Below are 12,366 nucleotides of genomic sequence, written 5' to 3'. Positions count from 1 at the left end.
AATCTATTCCCTTCCTGTATCATAAAGACTTTCTGTAAGAAAGCTAAGACTAATTTTCCCTTCAACCTTCTTTTGAAAAATTGCATATATCCTTTTGATTTCATCATTAATTTCACTAAATGAATGTTCTCCCTGCCTATCCGGAAAAACTTCATCCACATAATTATTTTGATTGCTTCGTAACCCATCAAAACCTGCCATTGTTATATCAGATACCCCAAGTTTCTTCATCAAATTAAGACACATAATCATGCTATTATCAGACAAAAAACTTCCTTCTGCCAAGTACGATGAATAGTTAACTCTATTCGTATATCCTACATTAGTTTTTATATTTGAAGTTGTTATGCATTTTTCATGTGGTAACTTATATTCCCACCTATCCCAGTGTATGGTATTAGCAAAAAAGTAATAGTCTGTACTAATATCACCATATAGATAATTTATCCCCACAACAATTGGCTTATAATTATAAATATATCTGAGTATTTCCTCCTTATTTTCCGTAACCGATGATCCCGGAGCTAAAATTAGTACACTTTTTCCTTGGAACACTTCTTTTAAACCAGCAACATTAGTACTGTCATCTATTTGATTATCATTGTACTTACTATATATATTTTGAATATTATCATAATCATATCTCTGTCTAGTATCCTCATCTATCGCCGAAAGAATATATTTGATATCTTTATTATTGAGACGATATTTCTGAGTAAGATAAATAACATTATTAGGATGCGCTCTATATATCCCTGCCATAAATGCAGGTATTGAATACCCCCAATCTTCCGTACCAACATAATTAACTATATATCTATCAATCATATCTAAAATTAGATCAACATCATAATCAAATCCTTTTTTTCTCGTGAGATAATCCGCAATCAACTCCGTATTCAAATTACCAGCACATTTACCCATTCCATTTAATGTGGAATCAAGAATAATATTTCTTTTCCCTAATGACATACTGATAATCTGTTGAGCAAAAGCAAATGATGACTGCAAATTATTATGGGAGTGAATATCAATACTACAATCATATCTCAAGTTATAATCCACTAGTTCGTAATAATGCATCATATCTTCCAGATACATGCTCCCATATGTATCTACAATTCCATAGCTATACGGGTGAATCTCATTGATCATTTCTACAACATCCAGTAATTCTCTATCTGAATAACCAGGCGTGTTTACATTTTGAACAAATAATTTATAACCTTTATCTTTGATTAACTTTAATGTGTTTTTTATTTCTTCTTTATCGTTTATATAGTTCTTATGAGTAAATCCAATACGAATTCCTGAGACTGATGCGTCATAGCAATCTTGAAGTAAAGAAAAATCGTACATTCCATAATCAATAAATGCCGTAAAGATAGTATTTTCACGCTTTAGGGGTAAAAATTTTTCAATTTGCTTATTCTCAGTAAAAAAAGTGGAATTACCTTTATAATTAACAAGCTCTTTTCCCCTGAGAAATCCCACTTCAACTATATCTATACCGGCATTGACAAAATCCTTTATCATTCCGCTAATGATATCATCTTTAAAATTGCAATCAATAATTCTTCCACCATCCCTTAATGTGCAATCCAACAGCATAACTTTCCCTTGCTTCATATCATCACATCCTTATTTTCATCACGATATCTGGCTACAGCTTCTGCAAATTTGAAATCATTCATATCATCTATATCAATGGCCTCAAATTGATCTACCTCACAAACATATGGCTTTATCCCTATTCTTCTTCCCATTTCAGTAAATACTTTTTTTTCAAAAATAAAAAAAGCCCCTGTTTCCATATAGATGGGCTCCATATCTTGGGTTCGAATAATATCAGTTGGATTATAGTTAAGCGGCTTACCATCAAGCCACATATAATCCTGTAATCTAATAGCAGAAAAAGCTGAATCATAATCTTCACTCATAACCTTATTTAATGCTTTTTCTATTGAATCTCGTTTGATAAATGGCTGTGTAACATGCGCCAATATATATATATCCGCATCGACATCTTCTACGAAACGCTCTACTATCTCCAATCCTTTAACTTTATCACCATCAAGGCAATTATCACGTTGCAAATAAATCAACCCCTTATCATAATAGGGTTTAATATAAGGAATAATGGCGTCATCACTGCAATATATATACTTATCTATGCAAGGATCCATTTCCGAAACAGTACTAAATACATAGTCACACAATGGCCTTCCATTTAAAACCATTGTGTTCTTCCCTGGCAGTCGTTGATTATTCAGCTTTAATGGTATCCACAACACCACTTTCATATACAATCCTCATTAGCCTATTTCTCTATTTCTAAAACAATATAATCTGCTAATTCCTGCTTTTCACTTTCACGCTTCCAAACATCATCAAGGGTCTTGGTTATGAAATCATTTTGAATATCTTTCTTTGGCTCCTGAAATTTTAACCATCCCAACATATTTCCAATACCATACCTTTGATAGTATTTAAATTTTATATTTTGAGGCAAAAAACCAACTTTATCTGCCATCATTCTCAAACTCTCTTTTGAAAAAATCCATATATGCTGGGTAGAAAATAACAATTTCATATCATACATTTTTCCCAAAAGGGATCTCATTATAGGAGTCTCCGTAGGAGTCCCTATAAATGCACGTCCCCCAACTTTTAGTAATTCATATACATCCAACAAAAAGTCTTGTGGGCTTTCTACATGCTCTATAACATCAAAGGACGTTACTACATCCACGTTATTTGCAAACCGATCTTTCGCTTCTCTTGCATACGAATATGTATAGAATCCCTTCCGATTCAGAACTTCTCTATAGAACTCTGCCGGTTCTATAGCAACAACTTTTTTAGCGACACCATTTACATAATCAAGAAAAGCTCCACATCCACATCCTATATCTGCAACAACACTATCACGATATATTTCCGTCCCTGTATAAGTTAACTTTGCAAGACTTTCTTTGTCGTGAAGTTTATAAAAATCACTTTCCTTAATCGTTCCTTCAAGGGAATTACGATATGTATCAGTTTGATAGTATTCATCCGCTTTATATATCTTCTCATGCCAAATAACTCCACAGTCGGCACATCGGTACATAGAAACATTTTTTTTTGTATATCTTCCTAATCCTCCATCCCTTATTAAGCCATTGTATTCTTCTTTTACATTTGAACTATTGCATATTTTACAACGCATTTCACACAAGCAATTCCTTTCCTAAATGTCTGTTACGGCACTTTTTTCATCATATTTTATTTGATCAAATATCTCATCTATATCAACTCTTTCAAACACTTCCAAGCGTCCTCCACGAGTTGCATTATATATTCTAAATCCATTATTTCTAGAATATCTCTCTGCTTCAATATAATTACCTTCAATTCTTTTAAATGACTCTTCTTCCATACGCATAGGAATAGCATTTTCATCTTTTCCCCCATAAAAATGCCGTTCAGGAGAGTTTACATAGGCCCCACCAGTATGATCTACTCCCAATAGATATATTTCATCAAACCCCATATACGCAGCTAGTTGAATCGCTAAAAATGTCGTTGTATGGGCCTGCTCAAAAGCACGAGATAAATCACCAGAAAATCTGTATTCATGATTCGTTTGTTTTTCCTGATGAATTTTAAAAATATTATCGTCCTGCTCCCCCTCCCAAAAAGAAGCATCTAATTCTCCAATGAATTTTGCTTTCGCTTCCATTTGACATATCTCTTCCCTACACGCCTTTGTAACGAGAGGATCACTAGCCAAGTAATAATCTGGTCTCCACATTGTTTCATCAAATGCATAAAAAATTTTATTCATGCTTATACAAATAACTCTATTTTTATGTAAAAAATTTAGATCCGATATTTTTAAACTTGGACCTGTTGCCACTATAAAACATCGCTTATCTTTTTTATGTATATTTTTGAATACACTCATGCTAGTATCAATATATTCCCCTAACGCGCTTTTCAAGTTATGTATGTCAAAAATATTATTATCACCTATACCATCTAATTGCGATATTTGCCTTTTTGTGCAATTCAACACTGCAACATTATAATTGCCTATTATGTCATGTCCATCGCCAAAAACGTACCCCTTCAATCTTTCTTGGATTGCCACTTTTCTTTCTGTGTCTTCGTCACATATGTTCAATTCTGTTCTTGCACCGCTTTCAATTAACCATTCATAAACAACTATGCTGAACAGGGATTCTCCATATACCAAGATTCTATCCATAGAGTTTCCCTTTTCTATAACATAGTCCTTTATTTTTTTTATATTTGAATCCAGTTGTATATCATGTATGAATTCTGAAGGGCACTCTGAATATACTAAATAATGCTTAATACCTTTGACTTCTACTAGTGAAATGATATCACCGCATATCATAGGCGAAATAACCAAAATATAATCATTATAATGATTCAGATAATCCTCTATACTGATAACTGGTTTATTGAACAAATCATGACTACTAGGATAGTTATCGACAAATGCAATAACCCTATCTATCCCTAATATCTTCACTATCCTTTTTGCACGTACCCCAGCACCAAAAATTACAAACTCAGCATATTTCATACTTCTTCCAATATCTCAAATGTTTTCATATCTTAATGTAAGTATCTCTTATTACACTAGCTGACCTATTAGAAAATCCCATGTGTAACTATAGTAAATAAAAATTTTTCACTCTTCATAAATTTCTTCTAATGAAGAAACTTGTTTCTTAATATCATATAATGCTAAAATTTCTTTTGAAACATGATTCCTACTATTCTTATCAATTTCATCAACAATAACATCAACCCAAGTTCCCACATTCAACGGTAATCTATGTGCTCTATCAGTAAGGCAATTCTCCTCAGGTACATTACCAACCACACATGGCAATTCAGCAGTTTGCGCTTCCATGAAAGCAAGAGCAAAGCCTTCAAATCTTGACGGTAATGCAAATAAATCTATAGCCTGCAACAATTCCGGAACATCATCTCTTTTTCCTAAAAAAACAACTTTCTTTTCCAATCCTAATTCTTTTACTTTCGCTTCAATTTTTGGCTGTAATTCTCCAACTCCTACAAGAATTAAAACGATGTCCCCCCTTAATTTCTCTACTTTTGCAAAAACATCTATCAAAAAATCATGATTCTTTTGATAATTGAACTTGGCAATACACCCAATAACAAAATAATCCTTTACTCCCAATTCCTCACGCTTTTTATCCCTTAGCTGTGCATTATAACGAAATTTATTAATATCAATCCCATTTCTAACTATTTTGACTCTGTCGACCGGAATCATATCAGAATACATCCATTCAGCAGCTACCTTTGAACATGCAAGAAAATGGGTAGCAATACCAACATCTATTAGTTTGCGAAGACGAAAATGTTCTTTTTCTAATAGTTTTACTTCATGTTCATCTGCTACCATACTTATTCCATTATTATGTGAATGCAAAATAATCTTTGGAATTTGTGCTTTTTTTGCACACTCCTCAATTAAAAATCCTCTCCAAAATGAAAAATGAACATGAATAGCATCATATCCATTTTGAAAAATCTCCATCATTTCTTTTCTGAATTGTTCCGGATTGTCTTCTGCATAACAAGAAATATGAAAGACATACGCTCCTGTACTCAATAGCACTTGTTCATAGTCCAAGGCATCACACAATGTTAAAAAATCAAAATGAAATCTATTATGGTCTATGTGTTGCCATGTGTTTAACATATATTGTGTTCTACCGCCCTTGGAATTACCCAAAAACATATGCAGTATTCTTTTCATATTTCCTCACAAATACCTTATATACTAATCAATAGGAAGGTGATAGTTTCATTAGTATCTCTTCCGCCCATGGATCAAGTACATCTGCCTCAGTAGTTATATCATTTGGTATCATGCAAGTCTTACATATAGGATGGTCAAATCGCTTCCCCTGAAGTTGCATCATTAGAAGCGCTTTTCTCTTCTCCCCATTCCATATATTTACCAGGGTATCTTCATAAATGTTTCCATAATAAAAATCATTAGGGATATCACAGCATGCTGCTGTTACTTTTCCATCTGCTGCAACACGTAGTCTATAAAATGGCCTATTGCATACCTTATGCATTTCATCTTGCTTTATGTTCTCTCGACCATGGATCGCATTATCATATATGTTATTGTTGATGGTACTATAATCCATATCTGCATACATTGGTATTATCTTTTCTACAAAAATACTGTCAGCTATAGATCCGAATATCTCTTCAAATCTCTTTTGTCCATCAGGTATATCTGCAATAGCTATATCAGCGATTTTCATGCGGACTGAAGTATTCCCACGATTATCATACAGGTACTTTAGATTTTCGATAAAATTTACAAAATTAACCTTAACTCCACAAGTCTTCTCATATCCTTCCGAATCAATCCCTTGCAAAGATATACGAATTATGTCTACTCCGGAAGCAATAAGCTTATCCGCTCGTTCCTTATTAATAAGCAAGCCATTTGTTGTGATATTTATCTTTTCAGCAACATCCGCCCCTTTAGCCATGCATATCATCTTTTCCAGATTAGGATTGCACAGCGATTCTCCAAATGAGAACATCTCCATAACCTTGAACTTGTGTGGAAAATCTTTTGATTGCTCTAAAATTCTATCCATAAGTTTCAAAGACATGTTGCCTTCATACACTCCATGATCCTTTTTGGAATGAGCACAGTATATACATTTCAAATTGCATATAGAGGATGCTTCTACCTTGAGATTAAAAGGTGTATCAAGTGGAATAACATCTTTTAAATATGTTCTGTTTTCATTTCGCCATTGTTTGAATTCTGCCATATATCACTAAACATAATGAACTTAATAAGCATGAGGCTGATTTATCCACCCCCAATAAATCAAACCAATCCTCAACAACTAATGTTCTCTCATGAAAGTTCGAATGTGAAACAAGCATTGCATCCTGAAGACCACTGTACATTTTAGAACGCATAAGAAGAATTATCTTTTCCTTAAGAGAACATAGTTCACTTGCTATATTATAAGTAATTGTCTCTCTCCCATAATATTCTTCCATAACAAATGCCAGATTATTAAAATCAACTATTTTTCTTAAATAATTCCAACGAATTATTGATTTTTCAAAATCCAAGCTATGCACAAACATAACTTCAATATTGTTTATTCTTCCTATTGGACACTTTCTCCCCTCATATACTCCGTATCTTGAAAAGGTCATCTCTGTCTGTAAGTATTTTTCTGGCTCTTTACATAGCTTCAAATAATCATTCGCCTCAATATACGTATCAATAGTAGGCGATTTTACTAATGTCCGTCCCATACTCTTTATTCCTAGCATCTCATATATAAATCCAGCATTGCACGTATTTGAAATAATGCTTGGAATCTCTACCGTTACTAATTTTGATCGAAAATAGCTCAGCATTGCATTTATGTTTATTCTAATATCGCCATGTATTACATCTCTGTGGTATGGAGTAAGTAATAATACTTCTGCCTCTCCCCCAATTTCGCAAAGCTTTTTCATTGCAGAATCAATTTTAGATATAGCAATAATCACTCTTACATTTCCACTCAGTTTATTTATAAGACTTAATGGATATACATCTATTATCTCCTCTTCAACCCTGACACTAAGTGGATAATCACAATTTTCTGCGGTAATATCTAAAAATCCTTCAAACTCAATTCCACATTTTTGTAAAAACCATGCAACTCTATAACCAATCTTACCCGCTCCATATATGTATAATGGCCCCTTTTCTTTTTCAATAAACATTTCTGTATCATTTGTAGTTTTTAAGGTCATCTGTCGTCCTCAACATAAGTGCTAAATGTTTTTTCTATTTTCCCATTTCCAATATTACGTCAACCATATCTCCAACATTTTTTAATAATACAGCCCTTTCAACCGGAATTTTAAATGCAAATTCTTTTTCTATACCTACAATAAGATTTATATGTTCGAACGAATCCCATCCATCTATGTCATCCGGAACAGTTTCGTCATGCAACTCGATTGACTCATCATCCAAAACCTCTCTAAAAACATTATTTAATCTTTTGTATACATCTTGTCTTGTCATAAATTCCTCCACAAGAAGTGTCCTATTTCAAAACTATCACTTTCATTTTTGCTCTAGACACAACCTCTTTGAATTGATTACAAATCACCACTTTAAGCACAATCAATTTTAGTTCTTCTCTTTTATCTATGACTTTTCCTGTAACCTCCAATTCATCACCAATATATACCGGTCTAAGAAATGACAATTCATCGATACTATGAATAAGACTATATTTCCCTGGTAGATACATACCTGCCACCGTAGAATATAGCGATGCCGTTAGCATTCCAAATGTTACATGCTTTCTAAATTTCCCATCTCCTATAGCTAAAGTAAATTCATCATCTCTATGTAGAGGGTTATCATCTCCGGATATTTCTCTAAATGCATTTTCCATATCCGTCGTAACTGTTTTTCTAAATGATGCTTCTAGCCCTATCTCTATTTGATCAAGTTTATATTCATTCACAAAAAGTATCCTCAAGCTACTTAACTACCGTGCTTTATCCGGTTAATACTATAATTTTCTTCACTCACGCAATGTTATTATCAAAAATCAGCCTCATCAGGATCTATTCCAATTCCCCCACAATACGGAATCCTATCAATTGCTTTCATTTCACTATCAGATAATTCAAAGTTAAAGACATTTATATTGGAATGTAATCGTTCCTTATTAACAGTTTTGGGAATTACAATTATACTTTTTTGTATAGCCCACCTTAAGCATATTTGAGCAGCTGATACACTCTTAGTCTTTGCTATTTTTAGTATTGTTTCATTTTGAAGAATCTTTCCATTTCCTAATGGGCTATATGCCTCAATTACAATGTCCTTGCTTTTACAATAATCAATTAATTCACTCTGTGGTAAGCCAGGATGTATCTCAATCTGATTAATAAAAGGCATTATCTCTGCTGTTTTCTCTAATGCCTCTAAATGATGTAATTTGAAATTACACACACCAATATTTCTTACAAGACCATCTTTATATAATGCCTCCATTCCTCTCCATGTATCTGCATTTATTTCTTCCCAATCCTTATGATGTTTAATTGCAGCTGGCCAATGGACAAGGTATATATCTATATAATCGGTCTTCAGCTTCTTCAATGATTTTTTACAAGCTTCTTTAACCGCCTCATAACCTCTACTGGTATTCCATACTTTATCAGTAATATAAATATCATCTCTTGAAATACCTTTAGCAGAAATTGCCTTTGCCAATGAGATCTCATTGCTATATTGTTGTTTGTTACTTTACCTGCGTTCTAAATTCTGTTTTTGAATCACTTTATTTAAAGGTGTGGACTTATTTATTCAGGTGCATAATACACCAGATTATTTAATGCCATGCCTTTTGTGTTATCATGGGAAAGTTACTGACAATAAAAGGCAGGATCCCTCCCCGACCAAAGTTTGGTATCCTGCCTTAGCAACTCCGTACACAGAAGTGTACGAAAACATGCAAGACAATGATAACCCTTTACGTCGAAGAAAACAATCCGATTACACCAGGTTTCTACAACTCTGTCCTAAACAATCTCCAGTTCCATCAGCTCAAATGCCCTTGTGGTCAGTCAGGCTGCCTATCCGTCCATGGTTATTACAACAGATATGTTAAAACCGAGGATGGAAAAGTAATGTTCAGGATCTGCCGTGTGAAATGCGATCAGTGTGGACGCACTCACGCTCTCCTTCTGTCATCAATGGTTCCTTATTCCCAGATATCATTCCAGGATCACCTTCAGATAATCACAGCTCATGAAAAAGAGACGCCTTCAAACATCACTCTTTCCTCAGCTCTGTCTTTTGACGAGAGCAACTTTAGATACATCATCAGGATGTACCTGAAGCACTGGAAACAACGGCTTATCTCCGAACGTATTTCTGTTGATGGCGAAAGCCTTATAAGCAGCTGTTTTCAATACTTCAAGCGTCAGTTCATGCAGATTAAATGTACTCCAAATATCCTTTTCCTAAATACCACATAACCTGGCACGAACTCTCTCCTGATCCTCCATATACTTAAGAAAAAACGAAAGGAGGATCCGCCATGGATCAGGAAAAACAACAAAACATTGCTCTTATGAGATACTCTGTTATCTCTCCAATCATTTCAGGTCTCTGGGAAGACTACTCATCCCTTACGGCTTTCTTTAATGACGCCTCAGCCAAGGGAGTTTTAGCTCCTGATGGCTCGGTCAAGCACTTTGCACCACAGACCATTGAGCGCTGGTACCGTAACTACAAGAAAGGCGGTTTTGATGCTCTCATCCCTACAGGCCGTGTGGATCAGGGTCTGCCCCGAAAGCTGGATGCAGATCTTCAGGAACAGATCAGATATCTCAAAACCAACTACCCCCGCATGTCCGCAGCATCTATCCACAGACAGCTTCAGGATAACGGAAGCATAAAAGTAGGCACTGTTTCAGAATCAACAGTCAACCGCTACGTCAATCAGCTCTCACTTGAAATGAAGACCACCACAAACCCTGACATGCGACGTTACGAGCGCCCACACATCAACGAGGTATGGTGCGGAGATTCAAGCGTTGGCCCTTATCTCAAGACCGATGATGGTAAGAAGCATAAAGTCTATATCATTGCCCTTATCGATGATGCAAGCAGGTTCATTGTTGGCATAGATGTTTTCTTCAATGACAACTTTGTGAACCTCATGTCTGTCATAAAATCAGCAGTTGCAAAGTATGGACGTCCACAGATGTTCAACTTTGACAATGGCAGTTCCTACAAGAACAAGCAGATGGAACTCCTTGCCGCCCGCATCGGCTCAGTCATCCATTATGACCAGCCTTACACGCCTACACAGAAAGCAAAGATCGAGCGCTGGTTCCGCACCATGAAAGATCAGTGGATGTCAGGCCTCGACATCAGGGATTTCCATTCCCTCGATGAACTCAGAGGTAATCTCTTTGCCTATGTGCAGAAGTACAATCAGACCGTACATTCTTCCTTAAACGGAAGATCACCGCAGGACAGATACTTCTCAGAACCAAATCTTTTCCACCGCCTCAGCGATGAAGAGATAGACCACTCCTTCCTCCTCGAAATCGAGAGAAGAGTCTCGGCTGATAATGTCATCACCATAGACCAGGTTGAATACGAAGTGGACTGCCGTTTTTCAAAGCAGCATATCAAGCTCCGCTATTCTCCAGGGCTTGACGAAATTTACATTGTTGAAGCCGATGGAACACTTACGCCAATCCGTCTCCTAAACAAAGTGGAGAATTCCAAAGTTAAGAGAGACAAGGTACATATCTGCAGAGGAGAAGACTGATGGAATACTTTACACGCTACGGGCTTGAGTTTAACCCATTTATCAAGAACTCAAGGGAGATAATCGTTGATACCGCAGAACACAGGGAAGCCCTGTTCCGCCTTGACTACCTGGCCAAGACCAAAGGATTCGGCCTGCTCACCGGAAGTCCCGGTAGAGGCAAGACAACTGTCATAAGGCACTGGTCATCATCGCTGAATCCCTCGCTGTATAAAGTTATATATTCAAGTCTTTCCACCCTGACCCCGAATGATTTCTACAGAAATCTTGTTTCAGAGTTTGGCGCCCAGCCTGCATTCAAGAAACCAAGTAATTTCAAGATCATCCAGGAAGAAGTCACACGCCTGTCCGTTGAAAAGAGGAAAACGCCTGTGATCATCATTGATGAAGCGAACTATATCAACAATACCATCCTTAACGATCTCAAGATTCTTTTTAACTTTGAGATGGATTCCAGGGACAGAGCAGTCATTCTGCTTGCCGGACTTCCGAACCTTAATTCCACACTCGGGCTTGGTATTCATGAACCCCTCAGGCAGAGAATCGTCATGAACTACAACCTTGATGGTGTGACAAAGGAAGAAGGCCGCAGCTATATCTCTGAAAAGCTCAAAGGTGCTGGCTGTAATCAGACCATCTTTGATGGTGCAGCAATAGAAGCAATACTCAACGCAGCTGATGGAACTCCGCGTCTCATAAACAAGTACTGTAACGCCAGCCTCCTTATAGGTGACAGCGCCAAAGCTGATCTCATTACAACCGACATCGTCATGCAGGCAGTCAATGACTGCGAACTTGGTTAGGATTACATCCCTCACTCATTTAAAGTGCGTGAGGGATGATTTCATTTATATAATCTGAAAATCAGGTGTCAAACAATCTAACTGTACCCTTTGTCTGACACCCTATGCAGCCTCATTTAAAGTGAAGATTGAGGACTCATTTAATGTGCCGGACAACA

Annotated in this window: 13 protein-coding genes; 3 read left to right on the top strand and 10 right to left on the bottom strand. The window is 36.0% G+C overall.

The window, feature by feature from the left end; all coding sequences use genetic code 11:
- Positions 1 to 3 precede the first annotated feature (3 nt).
- From G602_RS0106540 to G602_RS25490, 10 genes are all read right to left on the bottom strand, one after another.
- The gene (locus G602_RS0106540; RefSeq protein WP_026658273.1) at positions 4 to 1,629 is read right to left on the bottom strand and encodes an aldolase catalytic domain-containing protein; all 1,626 of its coding nucleotides are present in this window, start codon (positions 1,627 to 1,629) and stop codon (positions 4 to 6) included.
- Complete coding sequence (locus tag G602_RS0106535) at positions 1,626 to 2,303, bottom strand: acylneuraminate cytidylyltransferase family protein (RefSeq protein ID WP_026658272.1); 678 nt, start codon at positions 2,301 to 2,303, stop codon at positions 1,626 to 1,628. Before G602_RS0106535 ends, G602_RS0106540 begins: the two co-directional genes overlap by 4 nt.
- Positions 2,304 to 2,320: 17 nt before the next feature.
- Positions 2,321 to 3,211, bottom strand: coding sequence for a class I SAM-dependent methyltransferase (locus G602_RS0106530; RefSeq protein WP_155829710.1), 891 nt, complete (start codon positions 3,209 to 3,211; stop codon positions 2,321 to 2,323).
- Between the two features lie 21 nt (positions 3,212 to 3,232).
- On the bottom strand, positions 3,233 to 4,597 hold the full coding sequence (locus G602_RS0106525; RefSeq protein ID WP_026658270.1) for a 6-hydroxymethylpterin diphosphokinase MptE-like protein: 1,365 nt from the start codon (positions 4,595 to 4,597) through the stop codon (positions 3,233 to 3,235).
- Positions 4,598 to 4,705: 108 nt separating this feature from the next.
- Positions 4,706 to 5,806: a glycosyltransferase gene (locus tag G602_RS0106520; protein WP_026658269.1), complete on the bottom strand. Its 1,101-nt coding sequence runs from the start codon at positions 5,804 to 5,806 to the stop codon at positions 4,706 to 4,708.
- A 28-nt stretch (positions 5,807 to 5,834) separates the two neighbouring features.
- A complete protein-coding gene (locus G602_RS0106515) occupies positions 5,835 to 6,854 on the bottom strand; it encodes a radical SAM/SPASM domain-containing protein (protein ID WP_026658267.1) in 1,020 nt (339 codons plus the stop codon).
- Positions 6,826 to 7,845 (bottom strand): DUF1919 domain-containing protein, encoded by a 1,020-nt coding sequence (locus tag G602_RS0106510; RefSeq protein WP_026658266.1) that lies wholly within the window; start codon positions 7,843 to 7,845, stop codon positions 6,826 to 6,828. The genes G602_RS0106515 and G602_RS0106510 overlap by 29 nt, the downstream gene beginning before the upstream one ends.
- Before the next feature lie 34 nt (positions 7,846 to 7,879).
- Complete coding sequence (locus tag G602_RS0106505; protein ID WP_026658265.1) at positions 7,880 to 8,122, bottom strand: acyl carrier protein; 243 nt, start codon at positions 8,120 to 8,122, stop codon at positions 7,880 to 7,882.
- Positions 8,123 to 8,144: 22 nt separating this feature from the next.
- The gene (locus G602_RS0106500; RefSeq protein ID WP_026658264.1) at positions 8,145 to 8,573 is read right to left on the bottom strand and encodes a MaoC/PaaZ C-terminal domain-containing protein; all 429 of its coding nucleotides are present in this window, start codon (positions 8,571 to 8,573) and stop codon (positions 8,145 to 8,147) included.
- 80 nt (positions 8,574 to 8,653) lie between these two features.
- A complete protein-coding gene (locus tag G602_RS25490) occupies positions 8,654 to 9,337 on the bottom strand; it encodes an aldo/keto reductase (protein WP_081675865.1) in 684 nt (227 codons plus the stop codon).
- Positions 9,338 to 9,579: 242 nt separating this feature from the next.
- Between G602_RS25490 and G602_RS25485 the strand changes: the two genes are divergently transcribed.
- The 3 genes from G602_RS25485 to G602_RS0106480 all read left to right on the top strand — a co-directional run bounded on the left by G602_RS25485 (position 9,580) and on the right by G602_RS0106480 (position 12,208).
- Positions 9,580 to 10,098 carry a DUF6431 domain-containing protein gene (locus G602_RS25485; protein WP_155829656.1) on the top strand — a complete coding sequence of 173 codons (519 nt, stop codon included), beginning with the start codon at positions 9,580 to 9,582 and terminating at the stop codon, positions 10,096 to 10,098.
- Between the two features lie 62 nt (positions 10,099 to 10,160).
- Entirely contained in the window at positions 10,161 to 11,405 is a 1,245-nt protein-coding gene (locus G602_RS0106485) for a DDE-type integrase/transposase/recombinase (RefSeq protein WP_026512086.1), read from the top strand.
- Entirely contained in the window at positions 11,405 to 12,208 is an 804-nt protein-coding gene (locus tag G602_RS0106480; protein ID WP_026657311.1) for an ExeA family protein, read from the top strand. The genes G602_RS0106485 and G602_RS0106480 overlap by 1 nt, the downstream gene beginning before the upstream one ends.
- The last annotated feature ends 158 nt before the right edge of the window (positions 12,209 to 12,366 follow it).

The organism is Butyrivibrio sp. AC2005 (assembly GCF_000424145.1).
Taxonomy (GTDB): domain Bacteria; phylum Bacillota; class Clostridia; order Lachnospirales; family Lachnospiraceae; genus Butyrivibrio.
This window is presented reverse-complemented; position numbering and strand designations above follow the sequence as displayed.

Excerpts from the sequence above, each read along its gene's own strand:
- G602_RS0106485 (WP_026512086.1), top strand. The coding sequence starts at position 10,161 with ATGGATCAGGAAAAACAACAAAACATTGCTCTTATGAGATACTCTGTT.
- G602_RS0106530 (WP_155829710.1), bottom strand. The coding sequence starts at position 3,211 with ATGCGTTGTAAAATATGCAATAGTTCAAATGTAAAAGAAGAATACAAT.
- G602_RS0106515 (WP_026658267.1), bottom strand. The coding sequence starts at position 6,854 with ATGGCAGAATTCAAACAATGGCGAAATGAAAACAGAACATATTTAAAA.
- G602_RS0106525 (WP_026658270.1), bottom strand. The coding sequence starts at position 4,597 with ATGAAATATGCTGAGTTTGTAATTTTTGGTGCTGGGGTACGTGCAAAA.
- G602_RS0106510 (WP_026658266.1), bottom strand. The coding sequence starts at position 7,845 with ATGACCTTAAAAACTACAAATGATACAGAAATGTTTATTGAAAAAGAA.
- G602_RS0106535 (WP_026658272.1), bottom strand. The coding sequence starts at position 2,303 with ATGAAAGTGGTGTTGTGGATACCATTAAAGCTGAATAATCAACGACTG.
- G602_RS25485 (WP_155829656.1), top strand. The coding sequence starts at position 9,580 with ATGATAACCCTTTACGTCGAAGAAAACAATCCGATTACACCAGGTTTC.
- G602_RS0106540 (WP_026658273.1), bottom strand. The coding sequence starts at position 1,629 with ATGAAGCAAGGGAAAGTTATGCTGTTGGATTGCACATTAAGGGATGGT.
- G602_RS0106480 (WP_026657311.1), top strand. The coding sequence starts at position 11,405 with ATGGAATACTTTACACGCTACGGGCTTGAGTTTAACCCATTTATCAAG.
- G602_RS0106520 (WP_026658269.1), bottom strand. The coding sequence starts at position 5,806 with ATGAAAAGAATACTGCATATGTTTTTGGGTAATTCCAAGGGCGGTAGA.
- G602_RS0106505 (WP_026658265.1), bottom strand. The coding sequence starts at position 8,122 with ATGACAAGACAAGATGTATACAAAAGATTAAATAATGTTTTTAGAGAG.